Origin of the sequence: Paraburkholderia sp. Ac-20342, from assembly GCF_017104985.1 — a bacterium.
GTDB lineage: Bacteria > Pseudomonadota > Gammaproteobacteria > Burkholderiales > Burkholderiaceae > Paraburkholderia.
The window spans coordinates 1-22,530 of the sequence record NZ_JAAGPQ010000113.1; the positions used below are offsets into that span (position 1 = coordinate 1).

Here is a 22,530-nt window from a genome sequence, read left to right on the forward strand (position 1 = left end):
TCGGCACCGCCGCGTTGCGCCGATAGCTGTGCCGGCATCCGCGTCGAACCATGCGCCGATCCGTGAGCCGGTGCCGACGCCCGCGCCGGTGCGTGCCGCCGCGCGGGCGCAAGCACGCTGTCGCCGGCGATGGCACTCGCGAGCGAGCCGCGCACGCGTGCGCATTCGTCCTCGTCGGCGCGGCCGAAGCCGCGCGCGCCGGCGGCGACGGTCGGTGGCGCGCCGTTCAACGCCGACGACAACGCGATCGCATCGGTCCAGCCGAGCCACTGGCTCAGTTGATCCGACAACGATTGCCGCGATTCGACGGCATCGACATCCGCGAGACGGGTCAGTAGGCGAACGAGCGCGGAGCCGCTCAGAGCGGTGCGCTGGGGGGCTTGCAACATACCACCGGAAGCAAAAAACTCAGCAGTTTACACGCTGACGGGTGCGAGGCCGATCTCTTCCCCGATCGCCCCCCGTCCGCGAGACATTTCAAACATGCGTTCCGATGGCGCAAACCGCACCCGTAGCGGGACTTTTGCGCGGCCCTGGGGCTTTCCCAACCACGGTTTTTCGCCAATAGATCAGCGGGCCGATCAGCGTATAAGATAAAAGCACGCTCCCTTCGCCGCATCCTCGCCGTCCCCTGCCTTTCCAGGCTGCCGCCCTGTTCCGAGCGTCGAGAGCCGTAACCCGGCTGTGACCCGCAGTGACCCTGGACGAGACGCGCAGCCGCATGAAATTCGATACCGTGGTGCTCGGCGCCGGCATTGTCGGTGTGTGCGTCGCCGTGCATCTTCAGAAACGCGGACGCGCGGTCGCGCTGCTCGACCGCAAGCAGCCCGGCAACGAGACCTCGTTCGGCAACGCGGGGCTGATCCAGCGCGAAGGCGTCTATCCGTACGCGCTGCCGCGCAGGCTCGGCACGCTGCTGCGCTATGCGCGCAACCAGTCGCCCGAGGTGCGCTATCACGCCAACGCCATGCTCGAAACCGCGCCGTTTCTGTGGCGCTACTGGCGCAACTCGCATCCGCTGAAGCACGCGGCCATCGCGAAGTCGTACGCGACGCTGATCGAGCATTGCATCAGCGAACATCACGCGCTGGCCGCCGCCGCGGGAGCCAGCGCGCTGCTGCGCCCGACCGGCTGGATCAAGGTGTTTCGCAGCGGTATTGCCAGGGATGCCGAAATACGGATCGCCGAGCGCTGGCATCGCGAATACGGCGTCGCGTTTGAAACGCTCGACGCACCGCGTCTGCGGCAGCTGGAACCCGACCTCGACAAGCGTCTGCAAGGCGGCCTGCGTTATCCGGACTCCGACACGGTCAGCGATCCGAACGCACTCGTCACCGCATATGCACGCTATTTCGAAGCGCTCGGCGGGCGGTTTTTTATCGGCGACGCCGACACGCTGCGCGAAGGCTGGCAAGTCGACACGCAGGAAGGGACGCTCGAGGCCGAGTCGGTCGTCGTCGCGCTCGGGCCGTGGTCGGATCGCATCAGTACGCGGCTCGGGTATCGGCTGCCGCTCGCGGTCAAGCGCGGCTATCACATGCACTATGCGCCGCGGCAGACGGCGCGGCTCAATCATCCGGTGCTCGACGCCGAAAACGGCTACGTGCTCGCGCCGATGGCACGCGGCATCCGCCTGACCACCGGCGCGGAAATCGCGCGGCGCGACGCGGACAAAACACCGGCGCAACTCGACGCGGTCGAGCCGATCGCGCGCACGCTGTTCCCGCTCGGCGAGCGTCTCGACGCCGAGCCGTGGATGGGGCGCCGCCCCTGCACGCCGGACATGATGCCGATCATCGGTGCGGCGAAGAAGCATCAGGGCCTGTGGTTTGCATTCGGCCACGCGCATCACGGCCTGACGCTCGGGCCGGTGACGGGCCGGCTGCTCGCCGAGATGATGAGCGGCGAGGAAACGCTCGTGGACCCGTGGCCGTTTCGCGTCGAGCGGTTCTAGCGGAGTGGGCGTGCTGCACGGCTGATTCGTCGGCCGCTCCGCCGCGTTGGCATTGCCACCTTGCCAGGCCGCTGCCTGAACGGAACGGCGCGGAACAAAACGAAACAGAACGGCGCGGAACCGACGCAATAAAAAACGCCTTGGCGCTATTCGCGCCAAGGCGTTTTTTCAAACCAGTCAACGAGACGCCGATCAGGCCGTCGTCACTGCTGCCCTGCGCGGCGACAGCGCCGACACCGCAAAGCTCACGACAATGTTCGCCGCCAGCGCGATCATGCCGATATAAAGCGGATAGTCCTCATGGCCGACATGCAGCCCGTACACCGGCTTGAGCCCCTGCGAAATCGCGAGGCCCGTGCCGAGCGCGATACCGACGAGCCAGCCAATGAACAGGCCCGGCGTATTGAGGCGGCGCGTGTACAGCGAGAACACGACGGCCGGGAAAATCTGCAGAATCCACACGCCGCCGAGCAGTTGCAGATCGATCGCGTACTGCGTCGGCAGGAACACGATGAACAGCAGCGCGCCGAACTTCACGACCAGCGAGACGATCTTCGCGTTGGCGGCCTCGGCTTGCGGCGAAAGATTCGGCGCAACCAGCGGACGCCACAGATTGCGCGTGAACAGATTCGCCGCACCGATCGACATGATCGCCGCCGGCACCAGCGCACTGATCGCAATCGCAGCCGCCGCGAAGCCGATGAACCACGCCGGGAACAGCGTGCCGAACAGCGCGGGCACGACGTCGCTGGCCGACTTCACGTTCACGCCGGCCGCGATCGCCATATAGCCGAGCAGCGCGATCAGGCCGAGCAGCAGCGTGTACGCCGGCAGGAAGATCGCGTTCTTGCGCACGGTCTTGGCCGATGCCGACGACAACACCGCCGTCATCGTATGCGGATACATGAACGCGGCGAGCGCCGAGCCGAGCGCGAGCGAGGCGAATGCGGTGTACTGCGACGGCTTCAGCAGAATGCCGGTCGCGCCGCCCTTCGCCTGGAAGTGCGCGTCGGCCACCGCGAACACGTGTCCGTAGCCGCCGAGCTTCACCGGAATCAGCCATACCGCCGCGATCACGACGATATAGATCATGATGTCCTTGACGAACGCGATCATCGCCGGCGCGCGCAAACCGCTCGCATAGGTGTAGAGCGCGAGAATCACGAACGCGACGATCAGCGGCATTTCACCGCTCACGCCGAGCCCCTTGATGACGACCTGCATGCCGACCAGTTGCAGCGCGATATACGGCATCGTCGCGACGATGCCGGTCAGCGCGACTGCGGCCGGAAACCACTTGCCGCCGTACTCACCGTGCACGTAGTCGGCCGCCGTGATGTGGTTTTTGTCGTGCGCGACTTTCCACAGCTTCGGCATCACCGCGAATACGAACGGATAGACGATGATCGTGTACGGCAACGCGAAGAAGCCATACGCGCCGACCGAATAAACGAGCGCGGGCACCGCGATCACGGTATAGGCAGTATAGAAATCGCCGCCGACAAGGAACCACGAAATGATCGTGCCGAACTGGCGGCCGCCGAGGCCCCACTCGTGCAATTGCGTGAGATCGCCCCGCTTCCAGCGCGCGGCAAAAAAGCCGATCACGGTCACGAGCACGAAGAACGCGATGAATACCGACATCGAGACGGGGTTCACTGGATTCAGGTCGCTCATTTGATACCTCGATACACGATGTAGACCAGCAGCGAGGTCAACGGCACCCACAGAAACTGATACCAGTAGAAAAACGGAAAGCCCGCGAACGAGGGATGCGCGTCGTTATAGAACGGCAGCCACAGCAGCGCGATATAAGGAATCAGCAGAATGAGCCAGCGCCATGAACGGCCGGCGGAAGTGGTGGTCTCCACGTATGTCTCCTGGGTCTTGTCGACACCGCGCGTCATCGCTTATGGCCTGGCGTGCAGGTGTCCGGTTGCCTGAGGTCAGGCGGAAAAACAGGCAGCGGGCGCGCCGTTCGGGGAATTTCATGGAATTCCGGGAATTCCCTAAGAAACGGCCCGAACGCCGCGGCTCGCGCGAGCGCTTGCGCCGCAAGTGCCGAAACCGCTCCGCGAACGGCGCGCAGGGCCCCCCACGCGGCACGGCGCGCCGCGGGGATGTAGTATTCGCCTTCACGGGCGTCCTTACAAGCGCGCAACTACGTAAGCAGTCTACGTAATACTACGTAGACTGCCGGCCGTTTTTCAACGATGAAACTCAAAGCAAAGATTGTGCTGCTCGCGATCGTGCCGTTCCTGGCGGCGATCGCCAGCATCGAAACGGGGGTGCGCCGCGAAGCCACGGCACTCGCCGAGCGGCAGCACGCGACGACCCAGGCCGCTTACCTCGCGAGCAAGGAGATCGAACTCAGGCACTACGTCGAACTCGCGACCACCGCGATCGAGCCGCTCTACGAGGCCGGCCGCGACAATGCGCGCGACGACGCGCTGCTGCGCATGCGCGCGCTCGCCGTGCTCAAGAAGATGGATTTCGGCGAGGACGGCTACTTCTTCGTCTACGACATGCATGGCCGCTCGCTGATGCATCCGCGCGAGCCCGATCTGGTCGGCCGCGATCTCTGGTCGCTGCGCGACAGCCAGGGCGCGCCGACGATCCAGCAACTGCTCGCCGCGGCCACGCGCGGCGGCGGTTACGTGCGCTATCTGTGGCATCGCCCGTCGACCGGCAAGATCGAGTCGAAACTCGGCTACGTGGTGCCGCTCGAACGCTGGGGCTGGATGATCGGCACCGGCATCTATCTCGACGACGTCGACTCGACGCTCGCGCATATCGACGCCGAGGCGGCCGCCAATATCGATCGCACGATGAAGTGGATCGACGCGATCGCGGTGGCCGGGCTCGCGGTGATCGCGCTGTGCGCGCTCGTGCTCAACGTCAGCGAATATCGCAGCGCCGACGCGAAACTGAAGCGGCTCGCGCGCCAGGTGGTCGAATCGCAGGAAAACGAACGCGCGCGGCTGTCGCGCGAATTGCACGACGGCATCAGCCAGATGATGGTCTCCGTGAAGCTGCTGCTCGAATCGGCGCTCGCGCGCCTCGAACGCGGCGACGCGCGCGTGCCCGCCGCCGAAGCCGCGCTGTCCACCGGTCTTACCCGGCTCGGCGATACGCTGCGCGAAGTCCGGCGCATTTCTCATGCGCTGCGGCCGTCGATGCTCGACGACCTCGGCGTCGCCGCCGCGCTCGAACAGCTCACGCGCGAACTGAGCGGACAGTCGGGCATCGAGATCGGCTTCACGCAGATCGCGCACACGCACGCGGCCACCTTGCCCGATGCGGTCAACACCGCGCTCTTTCGCATCGCCCAGGAAGCGCTGACCAACATCGTCCGTCATGCGCAGGCGTCGAGTGCATCGCTTGCGCTCGACATCGCGCACGACGCGGTCACGCTGACGATCGCCGACAATGGCCGCGGCTTCGACGTCACCGATGCGTTCGTCGGCCGGCGCGCGGGCGTCGGTCTGCGCAACATGCGCGAACGGCTCGAAGCGCTTGGCGGCAAACTCGCGCTCGCCTCGCAGGCGGGCCACACCGTCGTCACCGCGCGCGTGCCGTTGCCAACCACCGATGCCCCGCTGCCGCCCTTGCAGGAAATCCGCTCATGAACGACAACGCTTCTGCCACGAGCGCGCGCCTGCTGCTCGTCGACGATCATCCGCTCGTGCGCGACGGCCTGCGCGCGCGTCTCGAAGCCGTGCGCCATTTCGAAGTGGTCGGCGAAGCGGACAACGCACAGGAAGCGCTCGCACTCGCCGAGAAGGCGGCACCGCACCTCGCGCTGATGGACGTCGGCATGAAGAACGGCATGAACGGCATTGCGTTGACGGGCCTTTTTCACGAGCGTTTTCCGGCGATTCGCGTGCTGATGCTGTCGATGCACGACAACCTCGAATACGTGACGCAAGCGGTGCGCGCCGGTGCGAGCGGCTATGTGCTGAAGGATTCGCCCGCGCTCGAAATCATTCAGGCGATCGGCGCGGTGCTCGACGGCAAGACGTTTTTCAGCGCGGAATTGAGCGCGCGGCTGATCCAGGCGTCGGCGACGCAATCGCCGGTCGAGCGGCTCACGCCTCGCGAGCGCGATATTCTCGATGCGCTCGCCGAGGGCCTGTCGAGCAAGCAGATCGCGCAACGCAACGATCTGTCCGTGCGCACCGTGGAGACGCACAGGCAGAATCTGAAGCGCAAACTCGAAATCGAGGGGCAGGCGGAGCTGATCAAGTTCGCGGTCGAATATCGGCGCGCGCGGCGCTAGGTTGCTTCGCGGGTCGCGCGATAATGGATCGATGGCGCGCGCCGATGCTTTCAAGCCTGTTTCACCACCGGTGCTTGAGGACTCCCCAAACCGCAGCAGGAACTGGAGCAAGCATGAAACGCCTGACCGAACGCCGGCTTGCCTGTCTGCTGATCTGCGCGGCAACGGCGCACGCCTATGCCGAAGCGCCGCGCCTCAATCGCGGCCATGATCCTTTCTTTCAGATATCCCAGGCAATCGCCGATTGCCCGACACCGCTCGGTCCATTCGAAACGGAACAGGAATGGCTCGACGACAGCCATTACCGCATCGAGCGTGGCAATAGCTGCTGGATCGAAGGACGCTGCCGCTTGCCGAACGCCTATCTATACGACGCGGAAATCGCCGAAACCGTGCGGCGGCGTCTCGCGAATCTCAACGTCGCGACGCACTGGCGCGAACAGTCCACGCTCTGGCTGACCTTGCAGCGCCGCTTTATTTATGTCGAAGGCTGCGTCGCGCCGGGTTTCGACAAGAAGACATTCCTGACCGAACTCGCGAAAACCGCGGACGTCGAGCGCGTCATCGACAACACCGTCACGAACCCGCATGCCGCGCAGCTGCCTTATCGTACACAGGCCGAGCCGGACAAACCGGTGCTGGAGCCCGGCAATTAAATTAGCGCGATGCCTACGGAGTTAGGGTCTACGCGGAACCATGCCGGTGCATCCTCACCAGCACGTTCCGCCATCGAAGCCTCTCAGCGAAGCCGCTCACTAATCCGCCGCGCCCGTGCGATCGCTGTTCTCCCGCACGATCTTCTCGATCAACGCATCCGCTTCACGCGAAACGTCGTCATGCACACGCGTGCTCTGTTTAATCGCCGACGTATCGTTGCCGATCAGATGACCGCCGCGCTCATGCGTATCGACCGAAGCCTGCATCGATAAACCGAGCCGCAGCGGATGCGCAGCCAGTTCGGCCGCATCGAGCGAAATCACGATCGGCACGCGCTGCACGACCTTGATCCAGTTGCCCGCCGCGTTCTGCGACGGCAGCATCGAAAACGCACTGCCCGTGCCCGCCGAAAAACCTTCGACGTGGCCGTGATAAACGACCTGCGAGCCATACACGTCCGACACGAGCTGCACCGGCTGGCCCACGCGCATATGGCGAATCTGCCCTTCCTTGAAGTTCGCCTCGACCCAGAGATGTTCGAGCGGAATGATCGACATCAGCGTCACGCCGGGCCCGACCTGCTGGCCGATCTGCACCGCACGCTGGCCGACCGTGCCGTCGATCGGCGCAATCACCGTCGTGCGTTGCAGGTTCCGGTAAGCGAGCCGCAACTGCGCGGCGGCCTGTAACACGGGCGGACTCGATTCGATCGACGATTTGCCGCCGAGCGCGCGCGCGGCATCGAGCTGCACCTGCGCGGACGCGAGATTCGCCTGCGCGACAGCCACCGTCTCTTTCGCACGCGCGAGTTCTTCCGGCGACACCACTTCCACCGACGCATGATCGCGCGCGGCCAACGCACGCTGCGCGAGCGCGAGTTCGGCGCGGCGCGCGTCGATCGATTGCACATAGAGCTTGCGCGAAATCGCGGCGTTCGCCACCTGACGCACGGCCGACGTCAACTGCGCGCGCGCCTGCGCAAACGCGGCAGCGGCCTCGGCATCGTCGAGCTTGACGAGCGGCTGGCCCGCGCGCACGTGACGCGTGTTCTCGACCAGAATGTCGGTGACCGTACCGGGGATTTGCGCCGCGATCTGCACGATGTTGCCGGCCACGTAAGCGTCGTCGGTTTCCTCGAAGAAGCGCGAACTGAAGCCCCAGTACGAGAGCCACGCCACACCGGCGAGCGCGACCACGCCGAAGAAAAGCGCAAAGCGCCGCCGCCGCGTTGCGCGCTTCGCATCGGGTGCGCCGCTCTCCGCCGCGTGCGCTGCGTGGGCCTGTTCCTGTGTCCAGCCGGCCGCCTGCTGTGCCTGTTTATCGTTATGCATTCAATCGAAGTGCGAATCCATGAGGCGTGCGTGAGAGAAAAGAACCGTCTGCGAATGAACGATCGGTGCGCCGCTGATCTTGCGTTCGTCGAAGCCGCCGCCGAGCGCGCCGATCAGCGCGACTTGCAGCAGCATGCGGCGGCCTTGCAGATCGGCCTGTTGCGCGCGTTCGTCGAGCAGCGACAGATCGGCGAGCATCACGTCCTTCTGCATGCCGATGCCGCGCCGGTGCCGCTCGCGCGCAATCGCGACGATGCGCGTGGCCGAATCGACCGCGCGGTTCTGCTCGGCCGACAGACGCTCGACCGTGCGCAGCGAAGTCAGTTGACGCGCGACGTCGCCGAGCGCTTCATCGACGGTCTTGTTGTAGAGGCTCACCGCCGCGTCGGCATTCGCGTAGTCGCCGTGCAATTGCGCGCGCAGCCGCGTACGGTCGAACACCGGCAGCGAAATCGCCGGCCCGACCGAGCCGGTCAGCGCCGCGCGCGAGAACAGCGCGGCCGGCGTCAACGCGGTCAAGCCCGCGAACGCCGCAAGATTGACGTCGGGATAGAACTGCGCGCGCGTCGCGTCGATATGGTTGAGCGCCGCTTCGGCACGCAGCCGCGCGGCGACGATATCGGGCCGGCGGCCGAGCAGATCGACCGGCAATTGCGCGGGCAACGGCGCGTCGGCGGCCGCCGCGAGTTGCGGACGATGCAGCGACAGGCCACGCTCGGGCCCTCGGCCCGTCAGCACGCCGAGCTGCAACTCGGTCAGCGTGATGCGCTCGTCGTTGAGGGCCTGTTGCGACGCGAGGCGGCTGCGCTTCAACTCGGCATCGGCCGCGTCGTACGCATTGTCGATGCCGCGCGCGCTGCGCTCGCGCAATACCGTATCGACACCGTCGGCCGCCTGTTGCTTCTGCAGCAGCAGCGCTTGCATCGTGAATGCGCGGTCCAGTTCGCAGTACAGCGTGACGAGTGCGACCATCAGCGTAAGGCGCGCCTGTTCCGCGTCGACACGCGCCGCATCGCGCGAAGACAGCAGGCTGCGCGTAAGCGCCGCGTTCTTGCCCCACAGATCGAGCTGATAGCTGAGCCCCGCCATCAATGCCGATGGCGACACCACCGGATCGTCGAACAGTTGCACCGGAAACTGCTGTCCCGCGACGGACACGTTCGCGACATTGTTCGGTTGCGGCAGGCGCGCCTTGTTGACCGACGCAAGCGCCGTGCCGTTCAATCCGGACAACGAGGCAAATTGCTCCAGTTGCGACTGCGCCGCGCCGACGCGCGCCTGCGCGATCTGCAGATCGGGATTGTGCTGCAATGCCTCGGCGGCCAGTTCGTCGAGTTGCGGATCGCCGTAGCGCTTGACCCAATCGGGTGCGGGCCATGCGCCGTTCGCGTCGGGGCCGAGCGTTTTCGCGAGCGCATCGGCGCCCGGTTGCAGCGGTTCGACACTCGCATGCAAACCGGCATCGCTGACGCAGCCGCTCAACGCCGCCGAGATCAGCAGCATGGGCAGCGCGTGTCGCGTAAGAAATCGCATGGTGGTTGGCTTCATGAGCGGTTTCATGAATGGTGCGGGTGATGCAGCGCGGCTTCGCCGGCGCGTGATGGAGAAGAGGAACCCGCCGCGGTGGCCTTCCTCACGCTCGCCGTTTTTGCGGCCAGCCGTGGACGGGCCTGTTCGAGCGGTCCCATGCGTCCGAACAAACCGTCGATCAGCCCCTGCGCGATCGCGCTCAGCTTCGCGAGCTTGTCGTGTTCGGCCAGAACGATCTGTACGATCTGCCATAGCGTGAGCAGGTTCGGCACGATCGCGACTGGCAGGCGCAAGCCATATTGCAACGCGAGTTGCATCGCATTGCGTGCGCTGTAATAGCGGCGAAAGCCGGGGTGATTCATCGTCGTCATTTCGAATGCGCCGAGTTTATGGCGGCGCCGCGAACCGATCCGGTGCAGTAGCACGAGCGACGGCACGACATACACGGGTACGTTGCGCAGCAAGGCGCGCAGGCAGTACTCGGTATCGACGTGATCGATAAACAGGCTTTCGTCGAAACGGCCGAGACGCGCGAATGCCTCGCGCGAAATAACGGAGCCCGAAGAGATCAGAAACGCGCAGCGCTGCAATGAGGCAGCGGCGTCCGTCGCGAGGCGCTTGACCGCGAGGCCGCTCGTGACGAGTTCCGGCAAATAGCGCTGATCGTTTTCGTCGAAAATACGTGGCCCCATCAGGAACGGCTGACCATCGAGCGGCGTGCAACGCTCGCGCATCACGTCGAAATAGCCCTCAGGCATGGTCGAGTCCTGATCGAACAGCGCGACCGCGTCCATACCGTGGCCGAACAGCGCATGCAGTCCGCTATTGAATGCGCCCGCAATGCCGTGACGATTGCCGTGATGCAGCAGTGCGATGCCGGCATCGCCGAGCACCTGCGCCGCGCGAGCGTCGGGCTCGGGCGAGTTGTCGATCACGAGCAGGCGGTCGCACACCGCGCGCATCGCCACCGCACGCGCGAGTTGTTCGTCGTTCGGATGAAACAGTACGATCAGCGCGGCCAATTTCGTCATTGGCTTTCTCCTAGTGTCCGAGCGTCATCGCGGAGCCGCGTTTCGGACGCGTGAGCCACATCATCGCGGCGAGCGCGAGACAGGTGACGCTCGCCATATAGAACATGTCGCCGGTCGCCATCATGTAGGCCTGCTGCTGCACGACGTGGTGCAGCGTCGTGACTTCGCGCTCGCCGTCGATCCCGAAACCATGCAGCTTCTGCACGAACTGCTGCGTATTGCCCGACGATTTCGTCACCGCCTGGGAAATCACGTCGTAGTGAAACAACGCGCGGTTGTCCCACAACGTGACGCTCATAGCGGTGCCGAATGCGGCCGACAGCGTGCGCAGGAAATTCGACAGGCTCGAGGCGGCGGCCAGCTTGTGATCGGGTACGCGCGACAGCGTCGCGGCGGTCAGCGGAATAAAAAAGCACGGCAGGCCGATGCCCTGGATCAGACCGGGCGTGATGATCTGCACGAAGGTCATTGTCAGCGTGAAATGCGCGTTCCACCACAGCACGGCCGCGAATACGAGAAAGCCGAACGTCGCGAGGACGCGCGCGTCGAAACGCGGCGCGTAAATGCCGACCAGAATCGAAAACACGAGCGCGAGCACGCCGAGCGGCGCGGTGGCGAGTCCCGCGTGATAGGCGGTATAGCCCATCACGGCCTGTAACCAGAGCGGAAACACCACGCCGACCACCGAAAAACTCATCATGCCGAGCGAGATAATCAGCACGCAGAATGAAAACGTGCGGTCGCGAAACAGGCTCAGATCGATCACCGGATGCGACTCGCCCGCTTCCCAGATCAACAACGACACGATGGACAGCGCCGCGACGATCGAAAGCGTCAGAATCAGCGGCGAATCGAACCAGCCGCGGTCGTGCCCGAGGTCGAGCACGACTTGCAGCGAGCCGACGCCGAGCACGAGCAACGCAATACCGGGAAGATCGACACGCGTGGCCGCCCTGGTCGCAGCGGTCTCTCCTGTCTCTCCGGTCGCTTCAGTTGCCGAATCATGCGCGTCGCGGCGCAAGAGCGTCGTGCACACCGAAAACGAGAACACGCCGATCGGCAGATTGATCAGAAAGATCCACGGCCACGAGAAGTTGTCGATAATCCAGCCGCCCACGACAGGCCCGAAAATCGGCGCGAGCAGTACCGTCATCGCCCATAGCGCGAGCGCCACGACCCGTCTTTGCGGCGGAAAACTGCGCAGCAGAATGGTTTGCGACAGCGGCACCATCGGCCCGGAAAACAGCCCCTGCAAGGCGCGGCACACGACCAGCAAGTGGAAATTGGCGGCCATGCCGCACAACAGCGAGGTCGAGGTGAACAGAATCACCGCCGCGAGAAAGAGCCGCGTTTCGCCGAACCGCTGCGCGAGCCAGCCCGTCAGCGGCACCGCAATCGCGGCAGCAACCGAATACGAACTGATAACCCATGTGCCCTGGCTATTCGACACGCCGAGGCTGCCGGAAATAGCCGGCACCGCGACATTGGTGACGGTCGAGTCGAGTACTTCGATAAACGTCGCGAGCGAGAGCGCGAAAGTCAGCAAGGCAAGCCGCATGCCGCGCATGTTGCCGCGAATGTTGCTGCGATCCTCGCGCGCAGCACTGTCCGGCACTGACGTCGCCGTGCTCATGCGCCCTGTCCACCCGCAGCCAGCACCAACGACGGCACGCCGGCAATCGCGGGCTCGCGCGCCGTGCGACGCATGAATCCTTCGATATAGCGCGCGGCCGTGTCGCAACCGTCCGGCGCGGCCGCGAGCCGATCCTGCATGCGCACGCACTGCGTCGCGATCGACGGGGAACCGAGCACGTCCCTGAGCGCGCGCGCCAGCGCCTGCGCTTGCAACGGCGCATCGAGCCGCACGCCGCAGCCGCTCGCGGCGACGCGTTGCGCGTTATCGAACTGATCGTGCGCAAACGGCGTAACGACCTGCGGAATACCGGCCGCATACGCGAGTGCCGCCGTGCCGATGCCACCGTGATGCACGAGCGCGCGGCAGCGCGGCAATAGCGTGCGCATCGGCACATAGCGGCGCGTGAGCAGCTGCGCTGTTGCCGTTTCCGCCTGCTGCTGCGTATGTGGTGTCAATAGAATGCCGCGCAGCCCGGTATCACGCAGCACCGCATTCACGATCCCGGCATAGTGCGCATGATCGGTCAACGTCGAGCCGGCCGTGAACACGACGGGGCGCTCGCCGTCGTCGAGAAACGCTTCGAGTTGCGCGTCGGGTTCGTGCGCCTGCGTCTCGTTGAATAACGGAAAGCCGCTCTGCCGACGCGGCTCCGGCCAATCCGGCTGCGGTTGCGCAAACCATTCGGGAAACAGGCACAGCACGCCGTCGGTCGAATGCAGCCAGTGGCCGAAAATGCGCGTGACCGACGGCAGCCCCAATTGCGCGCGCAATGCATTGAGTTCGGGGCCGCACACCCGGTCTAGCACCTGCGTTTCAATCAGGCGCAGCAGTGCCGCCTTGACGCCGAGCGGCAGCCAGCGCGGAATCGTCAAACGCGGGTGCGTCGGCGGCGCATGCGCGGACAGCAACGTCGACGGCGACACCTGCACCGACACCAGCGGCACGCGATACAACTCCTGCATGAGCCGCGCGGAAAAAGCCCACAAGCTGCCGACAAGCACCGTGTCGTCGTTGCTCAACGAAACGAGCGTATGAAAGTGCGGCTGCAACGTCGGCGCAATCACGGCCCACAGCGTTCGAAATGACGTGCGCGGATTCCATAGCGCGGGGTTCGCCATCGCGGCCGCGTATTCGTCGGCGGTGCCGATCGGCTTGAATGCGAATCCCTGGCGCACAGCGGCCGCTTCGAACGGCGGGTGGCTGCAAAACACGATCTCGTGCCCGCGCGCCGCGAGCGCGGCGCCGATGCCGAGCAGCGGATGCACGTCGCCCGCCGAGCCGATCGCGGTAATGATGACTCTCGTCATGCGGTGGCTCAGAAGAGACCGGGAATCAGCGCGGCCACGTCGCGGCGGTACTGGGTATAAGCGCCGCCGAAGTGGCCGGTCAGCCAGCTTTCCTCGACCCGCACCTTGTAGGCGAGCGACGCGAAAATCAGCGCGAGGCCGAACGCGCCGCGCCATTGCGCGCCGATTATCGCGGCGCCGAGCAGCGCCAGCAGGCAACCCGTATAAATAGGATGGCGAACCAGGCCATAAGGCCCGCTGCGCACGAGTTCATGATCGTCTTTCAGCGTGACCGACACGCTCCAGTTCGTGCCGAGATGCAGCCGGGCCCACACGGAAAAAGCGAGACCCGCGAGCAGTACGACGAGACCGGCGATCTGTAGCGGCCCGAACATCTGCGGGTCGAAACGCCACGCGGCGGCCGTGAAATCCGGCAGGATAATCAGCGCGCCGCCCGCAATCAGCGGAATCGACTGCAAGGTGCGCGACAGCGACGCTTCCTTGCGCGCGGTCGCCTTGACCTGTTTCGACGTCGCGATCCAGTACAGCAGCCAGAGGGTCCACGGCACGACGATGGCAATGCTTTGAACGATATTCACGGTAGTTCGACCTGTTGGAACGAGTGATCGGCGGCGGTAGCCATGGAAGGTTGCTGCATCGGCAAAATCGGTGCGCGCGCGGCCAGCACGTCGACGCAATCGCGTGCGCGATTGCCGGTATGGGTTCGCGCGGGCCCGAAGTAGTCGAGAATCTCCGCGCGAACCTGGCGCAGTGCCGCCTTGCCTTCGAGATCGAGAAAATGCCCGGCCTGGCCGATCGTCGAGAACTCGGCGCTTTGCAGATGTTCGCCGAGCGAGCGCACGTCGCCCGGCGTCGTGTATTCGTCGAGCTCGCCGTTGAGGAATTTCAGGCCGCAGTCGATATTGCGGAATTCGTGCAGATAATCTTCCGGGCGAATCGCCAGAATCTGCTCGACATGAAACGCGACCTGCTCCTGCTCCTCGCGCGGCAGCGTCGCAAGATAGCGGAAGTTATAGAGCTTCATAATGCGCGGTAAATGCTTGCCGACCGTGTCATTGAGCAGTTGCGCGGCCTTCAGGTTTTCGCCGGCGGCGATATGGTCGCGCGCGGAACTGACATAGTTCGTCATGGCCTCGTTCAGGCGCGGCGAGAACGAGGCGATCACCGCGCGACGCACGCTCGTGCGCGCCCGCGACAGCGCGAGCAGCGACGCCACTCCGCCCCACGAGACCGACAGCAGATAAGCCGGTTCGAATAAGCCGATTAAATAGAGAAGAATGTTGACTTCATCGTCTTTAGTGAGAATGAAGTCGCATTTATTATGCGGCTTAGATTGCCCGGCATAAGGTAAATCGAAGCAGATCGCATTATAGCGTTCGCCTAGATATTTAATGGTCTGACCGAATGACGCCGTAGTGGCAAGCGCTCCATTGATCAGAATGACACTCTCGAAAGCCGGATTGAATACGTGACGTTCAACGTAGACTTTCAGGCCCGCAGGCAGCGGAACCACAAGTTTTTCGATAGGCATGGAGTATTCGCATGCACTTGCGCAACGCAGGTGCGTACCGATACCGCGCCCGCGCAAACGGACGCCGTGCGGCCATACTACCGCGAATCAGGCCCGTGACTTGCCCTGGCGCAGGCAAATCCGATTCGCGACGACCGCTGCTACATCGAAGCGCATTGCTTTCGGCAATGCTTTTCGGCTCGATATGCTTAACCAATAAAGCTATGCACCAGAACCGTGATTTCGATGCCCCGTAATAATTTCTTATATAAAGTTTCTGAAAGAATTACCGAAAATCCACAGTGCATCTTTCAGTGAAACATTGTGCTGCAACCGCATGAAGACTAGATGTCAAGCTATGATAATGCAAATATTTTTATAACTAATTTCCAAGCTATTTTTCCTGAAATCTCATTCACGCGGCCAGCATGAAGGCATGCCATTTTACGGTTTCAAGGCGGGCTGTCTAGTAGCTGCTCGCACTTTTCGACAAATGCCCCTGGGGCGAACGACGCTGGCCTGCCTCGAAGGTCGGGCATGCTTCGCTTGCGCAAACGTTGGAATGTGCACTGCGCAAGCCCGCTTATGGGACCGCGCCTTGCTGTGAGTTCTGGCTGATTGCTGCCCGGCGTTGCAGGTCTTTCCCTGCCCGAGCGAAATTATCTGGCTTATCTGACCAACTTATCTGACCCACTTACCTGACCAACGCGAATGCTTCCCTGCTGGCGATTTCTCCCGCGCCATATACGCCAATGACCGTATAGTCCGACGCCACGCATTCGAACGTCGACGCACCGAACGTCACGACGAAATGGCGCCGTGCCGGTGTCCCGGCATCGCCTGGCGTTGCGCCCACCTGTACTGCGGCAATTTCCGCGCACAAAGACGAATTGACGACTTCATGCACCGAATAACTGGAGAGACCTTGCGCCGCCAGTGGATGAACGTCGAGATCGCCATCGCCTGGCGGACCTAGCCGATGAAATATTGCATCGGGAAAGAGCACCGCGCAGAAGGGATCGTCGTCGGGATCGAAAGGACCGAACCGCTCGAAGTCTTCTTCGGCGATCGGATAAGTCAGAATCACACGGCGGTCGCTGGCGACGAGAAAAGGTTCGTCGGCATCGGCGGCCGGATGAGGAGCGGAGTCCAGCAGGACGACCTGGTCTTCCTGCTGGGATGCATCGAACGTGCTGACCATCTACTTCGCGACTCGATGCGCTTACGCGCTCGCTTCCGCCGTAGCGGCTTGCGGTGCCGCTGCGCTCGGAGCTGCCGCTGCCTTCGTTGCGACTTTGCGGGCCGGCGCTTTTTTCGCGGCGGCTTTCTTCACCGCGGCTTTCCTGCTTGCCGTGGGTGCCTTCTTCGCGGCGGCTTTTTTCGCCACCGTCTTGCGCGCGGCACCGGCTTTTTTCGCCGCGGCCTTCTTGCTCACCGCCGCCGATTTGGCTTTACCGGTCTTTGCCGCTGCTTTGGGAGCCGCTGCCGCCGCGCCCTCGATCAGGAATTTGCTGCGGTCCTTGACCGATGCGAGCCATGCGGGCGCCGGACCACGACCGCTCCAGGTCGCACCGGTTTTCGGGTCGCGGTACTTCGGCGGCTGCGCGCCTTTCGGTTGACCCTTGCCGCCTTTGGCAGGCGCCGCCGCTTTCATTTCGCTCGCGCCACTGATCAGGAATGCCGTGCGATCTTTCGCATTGACGATCCAGCCCGGCGCGCGGCCATGGCCGGTCCACGTCGCGCCGGTTTTGGGATCGAGGTATTTGGCCGGCGTGGCTGTTTTGCCCGCCTTGGCCGCACCGGCGGCTTTCACGCGGCCATTGCCCGCGCCTCTTGCGGCACGTCTTGCCTTTGCTTCGGCTTCGATATCGGCCGTGGTGAGACCATGCTTGAGCATCAGCTCGCGAATCTGGTCGACTGCAGCCTGCGCTTTTCGGGCAATCATTACGTCAGCTTGCGCCTGGAGCTTTTTAAGCTTTGCTTGGATTTGCTCTAATGTGGGCATTCGAATGCTCCTTGTGTGGTAATCGTCGAACTATGCCATGAATAGAGGAAGAAAGGCAGTCTATTGAACCTTCAGTACATCGACATGACCTGGTCGAGCGGAGTTCAAATACAAAGCTTTCAGATTCTCCACTGACGTATCCCGGCTTTCTTCCTTTGCCTCTCCTCCTGACTCGTCTTTTCTGTTTCGGTTCCGCCACTCAGATAGGCGTAAAAACGACAACCTGACGATCGGCGATATACCTGACACTCCGCACGAAACGGTAGTGTTGACCGTCCGCCGTTATCCGGTTCAGCCCGAGGCAGGTCAGCATCAGCATTTCATCGGCCTGGAAAGCATCGACAACACCGGAATCTGTTAAATCCTCCAATGCGCCCGATGGATTGCCGACATAAACGCCGCGCACCTGCTTGCCGATTCTCATCACGACCACGCTCTTTCCTTCGTCGAGTGCCAATTCGAGATAACTCGCGAGCGTTCGCAACGACTCCGGCGTAGAGGACCCCGACTGGGAGATCGCGGCATTCGACGGCGTCATGTGTGCCTCTCCATCACTTGCATCCAACGGTAGCCCGTTACCGTACCTGCTGGCAATAACCGCTTCTACTATAGGCAAGCATTCGAATATTCAAAGGAAAGTAGTTCATTTTTTATTTGAAAACGGCCTTTTTCTTGTGACCGACTTTAGAACAGTACATTGGAGATGGAGAAAAACGCGGGTTCGGGAGCATGAAAATACGCTTTCCTCAGGGCTGGTAACTGTCGGTTACCAATCTTGCAATCGCTGTTGTTCCCGCTCGGGATACGCCCTTTTACACTGCGGTCTGGGTCCGGCAACGCGGCCACGGGCAACCTTCGAACCCATTGAGAGTTGGTGCGGAAAAGACATGGGCGGCCGCTATTGAAAATGAAGCCGGGGCAACCCATTTCCGGTCAACTCGACAACCGTACGGTATCCGCAATGAAAGCTGGTTATATTCGGGCCGCCCTGGCGGCGGTGGCACTCTCTTCGGCAATGGCCGGCACCGCGAACGCGGCCGGCTGTATCAAAGGAGCGGTAGTGGGTGGAGTCGCGGGGCACTATGCGGGGCATCACGCGGTGGCCGGCGCAGTGGGCGGCTGTCTCGTCGGACGGCATATGGCTAAAAAACACGCCGAAGAACAGGCGGCGGCACAGGCCGCGCAACGTCAACAGGCAAGAATGCAATAGACCGGAAAGAGGGAGAACCGCCGCAAGCGCGAATTCACATCTCGTTGCGATGTTTGAAATCCCGCTTGCGGCACAGCACGCCGCGCGGCCCAGGAAAGCCTCAGTCAAGCAATGCGCAGGCCGCGAGCGGGCAGGATCTCCTGGGTCGTCACGAAGCGGTGCTGTTTGACCGCGTCATGAAAAAGGCGGTAGTCGCTTTTCTCAAAGTCGTTCGACCATGGCGGTCTGTCCCCGGTGTCGTCGTCGCAAAGCAGACCCGTCGCCTTGAACTTCCACGAATCGCGTCCTTTGGCGATATAGCCGGGCACCGCTTCTTTCAGACCGGGAATACGGCCGGCTTTCACCCATTCGCAGACGTTTTGCAGGCGCAGGTTGTCGTCGGGATTCCGGCTCGTATCGAGCAACTGGGTCAGTGCGCTTGTCGTATCCTCCGGCATGCCGGGAAAAGTTTCGAAATCCTCTCGTCCCGCGAGATATCCGCGCACGGCGCGGCACGCCATTTGCGCCGCCTGCACGAAATCCGGCAGATTGTGCCGCGAGATGAAGTTGTTGCGGCCGTCGATGTAATGCCAACGCGCCCACGGCTGGTCGGGATAATGCAATGCGGCGCCGTGACCGACCGGCAGCGCGATCGTCAATATGTCCTCCTCGATATGTTCGAGAAGATGCCCGGCCGCGAGCCGGAGGCGCGCGAGCCAGCCCTTGCGTGTGCAATCCTGCGCTTCGAGAAGATGCACGCGATTCCACGGACTCTCGATCCCCGCGAAGCCCTGGTGCGCCCAGGTATCGACATACGTATGCAGCGTAATGCCGAGCCGGTGCAAAGCCGTTTCCGAGTCGCGCTGACGAATGGCACGCCGCACGACCTCACGCGCCACCTCGCTGTCGGGCCGGCAGATCGCCTTCTCTTCGAGGGAGGCGCCTTCTCCGGCGGGCAGAAAATGGAATGGCGTCCACACGAGGCGGTTCTGGTCGTTCTCGGTATTGGCGTAGTCGAATAACTTGTGCGCGGTCGCAAAACGCTCGAAAGTCTCGCCGCCTTTGAAACGCAGTATTCCGCTCGTGGTCGCGTCGTCGACATACTGGCAGGCATGCGCGACGGTCTGTGCGTCGCCGGGCGTCATTCCGCCGATCCGGGCCGCAATGTAGACCACCCCGTAGTGAAAGTCGATATTCATGGCTGGCGCTCCTCGCACGCGTGAAAAGACGGCCGGCGTTTTCCCGATGTTTACGGATAGTATGGCGAGGCGAATACGGGGGACGGCTCGTGAATAGTGAATAGACGAGCCAGCCGCACGCAACTTGAAAGCGGGCGCGCGTTTTTTTGAATTTTTCAGCGCTTTTCCGCCGCTTCCGGGTGCTCGAATAGTCGGGCTGGCGATGAAATGAAGGGGGTGATCGGACTCGGCGCAACCGTCCGCTGCAAAGAAAAGTACAGGAAAGTACCAGGGAAAAACGCGGCAGACAGCAAGGAAAAACCAGCCCAAAGCAGGTTCGCGGGCGGTGCCCGAACCCCTCGCGAACCCGATTCGTCAGGTCAGATGCGTAATGGCGAGCCGGCTATTCCAGTGGCTGTTCAGGTACTCGAGTGCGAACATCCGGTGGCAGTGATGCGGTAAATGTTCACTGCAGAGCAGACAGCCCGATTGAAAGAGCGAGATATCCAGATTGCTTTCCACGCGACGCTTCGCAATCAGATCGAAATACTCTTCGCGAAAGTTTTCCCACGTCAATGCCTTACCCTGGTAGCGTTTCAGCAGATCCGGTTCCGGGGCCAGCTCCGGCACTTCGACGTACGCCGCATCGCACAGGTGCTCGAGAAAATAAGGCAGATCCTGCTTCTTCGCAAAGCCCGCGAGCTGCGAGGTGTTATTCAGGCGGATGTCGAGAACCGTGCGCACGTGGGCGTCCTTCAGCAAATCGAAGAACTTTTGCGCGGTCTTGCCCGTGAAGCCGATACTTGCGACCGGCACGGCGGTTTTATCGCGTTTCATGGTGAATCCCCCAGACGGGTTATTCTGCGCCCCAAAAACAAAGCCTCGCTGCGAGATTCGGAGCGAGGCTTTGTTTCAGCGTATTTTCAACGCGTCCCGGCGCATTTACTTGACGATGCCGACCAGTTCGACTTCGAACGTCAGGTCGGTGTTCGGCGGAATCGGACCCACGCCGCGATCGCCGTAAGCGGTTGCGGCCGGGCACGTCAGCCGTGCCTTGCCGCCTACTTTCATCTTCTGGACGCCTTGCGTCCAGCACGGAATCACGCGATTCAGCGGGAACGTGGCCGGGCCGCCGTGCTTCGTCGAGCTATCGAATTCGGTGCCGTTGGGCAGCGTGCCCCGGTAGTTGACCTTCACGACATCTTCCGCCGACGGCTGCGGGCCAGTGCCTTGCGTCAGGTGTTCGACGATGACGCCCGACGGCAGTTTTTCCGTGGTCGGCGCGGCAGCCATGGCCGTCGAAGAAAGAACGGTTGCAGCCAGCAAAGCGACGAGTAATTTCAAAGCCATTCTCCAGTGGGGTAAGCAGGCTGTCCCATTGTAACGGATCGGATGAGGGCTATCGTGACCGGAGCATTCGGGCGCTGACGAACGGGCAGGCGCAACCGGGTCGGGCCGTCGATGAATCGCTATTGCGGTTTCGTGGTCCGCGATGAATGTCGGCGTAAGTCATTTGCCGGCTGCGAATTCGATGCTGGAAGGGGACTTTCAATGCAGAGCCACGGTTTCGAGTTGCCGGGTGGGCAGCCATGCGATTGGGAATCGTGCCGTTGTGGAACGGTTTGTTGCCGGTCAATGGGTTCGCTGATGATATTGCTGGAAAGCCGCAATTCGTCCGAGCTTTTGTTACGGTGTTTTTTGCTTACGTTTTTGCTTTCGCTTTTGCTTGCGTTTTCGTTTTTGCGAGATTGCGCGGATCGGGTTCGTGTTTTTGACGCGTTCCGGGCAGAGGAAAGCGCGCGGCAATAGCAGGTATCGCGTTGCAAGTGTCGAACGGATTTTTTATGAGGTCTTTCGTCTGCGCAATTACGGCTCTCTGCTTTCGGGTCCGATCTGTATCGAAGTACTGCTGCAGGGATTCGACGTCGCGGGAATTCGTTTTGTGCTCGAACGCATGCATGTGATTCGCGTCGTTATCAGGTATTCAGGCATACCGACACCGTTTGCGTTTTCGTTTGCGTTGGTCGCCGGATAGGCCGATGTGAAAACGTCAGTGCCGGGAAGCTCGTGTCGTGTTTACCGGCGATCTGCTGCCGCGCGCGAATCGCTCATCGCATTCACGCTCGATGCGTTGCCTGTGCGGTGCTTGTCGAAGGCCATCGCAATCGGCATGCGGGTGCATTGCCGTACGCATTGAGGGTCGAAGACGTGTGCGAGCCGTAGCGTCTCAGGCCGTGGCGCGGTGCCGTCATCCGCGCGATAGATGATGCGTGTGTGCTTGCGGGTCGTCGCGTGCATCCGGTCTATCGGATCGCAATGCGAGCCGATGCGTATGCCGTGTTTGCAGTTTGAGATAAGCCGAGGAATGCTGCCGGCGTTTGGGAGTTTTGCGGACGGAGCCGTGGGACAGGACGCGTCGCTAAGAGGAAGGGCTTTATCGTAGTGCAGGAAAAAGTCATCGTATTCGGCGGGTAAGTGGACGGCGGCGGCCGTCCACTTCTTTTGCCGATGCATCCCTGCCGCGCCGCGCGGATTTCCTGGCGGAGACCGGATGCCCGGTCTCCGCAGATGAGGGACATCCCGCGTATTCCGCGTGGAGCGGGAATGTCCCTCCGGCCGTGCTTATCGTCAGTGACCGCCGCCGTGGCCACCACCGTGACCGCCACCACTGCCGCCTCCGGAGCCGCCACCGTGGCCACCGGAGCCGCCATTGCCGCCGTTTCCGGAACCACCGTTGCCGCCGCCATGGCCGCCGTTGCCTTGGCCGCCGCCGTGGCCGCCGTTGCCGGAACCGCCGTTGCCCTCGCCGCCGCCATGGCCTCCGTTGCCGGAACCGCCGTTGCCCTCGCCGCCGCCATGGCCTCCGTTGCCGGAACCGCCATTGCCCTCGCCGCCGCCGTGGCCGCCGTTACCGGAACCGCCG

Annotated in this window: 24 protein-coding genes; 6 read left to right on the forward strand and 18 right to left on the reverse strand. The window is 62.8% G+C overall.

Annotated elements, in window-relative coordinates; translation table 11 throughout:
- A partial coding sequence (locus tag G3N58_RS30095) for a DUF3348 family protein (protein ID WP_206001014.1) occupies positions 1-389 on the reverse strand: 389 nt, incomplete at its 3' end.
- 332 nt (positions 390-721) lie between these two features.
- Here G3N58_RS30095 and G3N58_RS30100 point away from each other — a divergent pair.
- The gene (locus G3N58_RS30100) at positions 722-1,954 is read left to right on the forward strand and encodes an FAD-dependent oxidoreductase (RefSeq protein ID WP_167043639.1); all 1,233 of its coding nucleotides are present in this window, start codon (positions 722-724) and stop codon (positions 1,952-1,954) included.
- A gap of 192 nt (positions 1,955-2,146) precedes the next feature.
- Here G3N58_RS30100 and G3N58_RS30105 read toward each other — a convergent pair whose 3' ends face one another.
- Together G3N58_RS30105 and G3N58_RS30110 are read right to left on the reverse strand one after the other, a co-directional pair.
- On the reverse strand, positions 2,147-3,631 hold the full coding sequence (locus G3N58_RS30105) for a sodium:solute symporter family protein (protein WP_167043637.1): 1,485 nt from the start codon (positions 3,629-3,631) through the stop codon (positions 2,147-2,149).
- The gene (locus G3N58_RS30110) at positions 3,628-3,825 is read right to left on the reverse strand and encodes a DUF3311 domain-containing protein (RefSeq protein WP_167043635.1); all 198 of its coding nucleotides are present in this window, start codon (positions 3,823-3,825) and stop codon (positions 3,628-3,630) included. The genes G3N58_RS30105 and G3N58_RS30110 overlap by 4 nt, the downstream gene beginning before the upstream one ends.
- A gap of 342 nt (positions 3,826-4,167) precedes the next feature.
- On the opposite strand from G3N58_RS30110, the gene G3N58_RS30115 reads away from it, so the two are divergent.
- From G3N58_RS30115 to G3N58_RS30125, 3 genes are all read left to right on the forward strand, one after another.
- The gene (locus G3N58_RS30115) at positions 4,168-5,583 is read left to right on the forward strand and encodes a cache domain-containing protein (RefSeq protein WP_206001015.1); all 1,416 of its coding nucleotides are present in this window, start codon (positions 4,168-4,170) and stop codon (positions 5,581-5,583) included.
- Positions 5,580-6,233, forward strand: coding sequence for a response regulator transcription factor (locus tag G3N58_RS30120; protein ID WP_167043631.1), 654 nt, complete (start codon positions 5,580-5,582; stop codon positions 6,231-6,233). The genes G3N58_RS30115 and G3N58_RS30120 overlap by 4 nt, the downstream gene beginning before the upstream one ends.
- A 113-nt stretch (positions 6,234-6,346) precedes the next feature.
- Positions 6,347-6,889 carry a hypothetical protein gene (locus G3N58_RS30125; protein WP_167043629.1) on the forward strand — a complete coding sequence of 181 codons (543 nt, stop codon included), beginning with the start codon at positions 6,347-6,349 and terminating at the stop codon, positions 6,887-6,889.
- Between the two features lie 99 nt (positions 6,890-6,988).
- Here G3N58_RS30125 and G3N58_RS30130 read toward each other — a convergent pair whose 3' ends face one another.
- The 10 genes from G3N58_RS30130 to G3N58_RS30175 all read right to left on the reverse strand — a co-directional run bounded on the left by G3N58_RS30130 (position 6,989) and on the right by G3N58_RS30175 (position 17,778).
- The gene (locus G3N58_RS30130) at positions 6,989-8,221 is read right to left on the reverse strand and encodes an HlyD family efflux transporter periplasmic adaptor subunit (protein ID WP_206001016.1); all 1,233 of its coding nucleotides are present in this window, start codon (positions 8,219-8,221) and stop codon (positions 6,989-6,991) included.
- Complete coding sequence (locus tag G3N58_RS30135; protein ID WP_206001017.1) at positions 8,222-9,769, reverse strand: efflux transporter outer membrane subunit; 1,548 nt, start codon at positions 9,767-9,769, stop codon at positions 8,222-8,224.
- An 8-nt stretch (positions 9,770-9,777) separates the two neighbouring features.
- Positions 9,778-10,782, reverse strand: a complete 1,005-nt coding sequence (locus G3N58_RS30140; protein ID WP_206001018.1) for a glycosyltransferase family 2 protein — start codon at positions 10,780-10,782, stop codon at positions 9,778-9,780.
- Positions 10,783-10,792: 10 nt separating this feature from the next.
- A complete protein-coding gene (locus tag G3N58_RS30145) occupies positions 10,793-12,349 on the reverse strand; it encodes a DHA2 family efflux MFS transporter permease subunit (protein WP_241017287.1) in 1,557 nt (518 codons plus the stop codon).
- A gap of 62 nt (positions 12,350-12,411) precedes the next feature.
- Positions 12,412-13,725 (reverse strand): nucleotide disphospho-sugar-binding domain-containing protein, encoded by a 1,314-nt coding sequence (locus G3N58_RS30150; RefSeq protein ID WP_206001020.1) that lies wholly within the window; start codon positions 13,723-13,725, stop codon positions 12,412-12,414.
- Positions 13,726-13,733: 8 nt separating this feature from the next.
- Positions 13,734-14,303, reverse strand: a complete 570-nt coding sequence (locus G3N58_RS30155) for an isoprenylcysteine carboxylmethyltransferase family protein (RefSeq protein ID WP_167043618.1) — start codon at positions 14,301-14,303, stop codon at positions 13,734-13,736.
- Entirely contained in the window at positions 14,300-15,256 is a 957-nt protein-coding gene (locus G3N58_RS30160) for an alpha/beta hydrolase (RefSeq protein WP_167043617.1), read from the reverse strand. The genes G3N58_RS30155 and G3N58_RS30160 overlap by 4 nt, the downstream gene beginning before the upstream one ends.
- A 673-nt stretch (positions 15,257-15,929) precedes the next feature.
- The gene (locus G3N58_RS30165; protein ID WP_167283203.1) at positions 15,930-16,436 is read right to left on the reverse strand and encodes a hypothetical protein; all 507 of its coding nucleotides are present in this window, start codon (positions 16,434-16,436) and stop codon (positions 15,930-15,932) included.
- Positions 16,437-16,457: 21 nt separating this feature from the next.
- Positions 16,458-17,240 carry an H-NS family nucleoid-associated regulatory protein gene (locus G3N58_RS30170; RefSeq protein ID WP_167283205.1) on the reverse strand — a complete coding sequence of 261 codons (783 nt, stop codon included), beginning with the start codon at positions 17,238-17,240 and terminating at the stop codon, positions 16,458-16,460.
- A gap of 199 nt (positions 17,241-17,439) precedes the next feature.
- Positions 17,440-17,778 (reverse strand): hypothetical protein, encoded by a 339-nt coding sequence (locus G3N58_RS30175; RefSeq protein WP_167043612.1) that lies wholly within the window; start codon positions 17,776-17,778, stop codon positions 17,440-17,442.
- Between the two features lie 423 nt (positions 17,779-18,201).
- On the opposite strand from G3N58_RS30175, the gene G3N58_RS30180 reads away from it, so the two are divergent.
- Positions 18,202-18,450, forward strand: a complete 249-nt coding sequence (locus G3N58_RS30180) for a hypothetical protein (RefSeq protein WP_205192990.1) — start codon at positions 18,202-18,204, stop codon at positions 18,448-18,450.
- Positions 18,451-18,554: 104 nt separating this feature from the next.
- Here the strand turns inward: G3N58_RS30180 and G3N58_RS30185 are convergent, their stop codons facing one another.
- The 5 genes from G3N58_RS30185 to G3N58_RS30205 all read right to left on the reverse strand — a co-directional run bounded on the left by G3N58_RS30185 (position 18,555) and on the right by G3N58_RS30205 (position 22,121).
- Positions 18,555-19,628, reverse strand: a complete 1,074-nt coding sequence (locus G3N58_RS30185) for a DUF6765 family protein (protein ID WP_167043956.1) — start codon at positions 19,626-19,628, stop codon at positions 18,555-18,557.
- 354 nt (positions 19,629-19,982) lie between these two features.
- Positions 19,983-20,444, reverse strand: a complete 462-nt coding sequence (locus G3N58_RS30190) for a DUF488 domain-containing protein (protein ID WP_167043610.1) — start codon at positions 20,442-20,444, stop codon at positions 19,983-19,985.
- 105 nt (positions 20,445-20,549) lie between these two features.
- Positions 20,550-20,951, reverse strand: a complete 402-nt coding sequence (locus G3N58_RS30195; protein WP_167043953.1) for an FKBP-type peptidyl-prolyl cis-trans isomerase — start codon at positions 20,949-20,951, stop codon at positions 20,550-20,552.
- Positions 20,952-21,309: 358 nt separating this feature from the next.
- Positions 21,310-21,567: a hypothetical protein gene (locus G3N58_RS30200; protein WP_206001021.1), complete on the reverse strand. Its 258-nt coding sequence runs from the start codon at positions 21,565-21,567 to the stop codon at positions 21,310-21,312.
- 116 nt (positions 21,568-21,683) lie between these two features.
- Positions 21,684-22,121: a hypothetical protein gene (locus tag G3N58_RS30205; protein WP_206001022.1), complete on the reverse strand. Its 438-nt coding sequence runs from the start codon at positions 22,119-22,121 to the stop codon at positions 21,684-21,686.
- Between the two features lie 141 nt (positions 22,122-22,262).
- On the opposite strand from G3N58_RS30205, the gene G3N58_RS30210 reads away from it, so the two are divergent.
- On the forward strand, positions 22,263-22,530 hold a 268-nt coding region (locus G3N58_RS30210), incomplete at its 3' end, for a hypothetical protein (protein WP_206001023.1).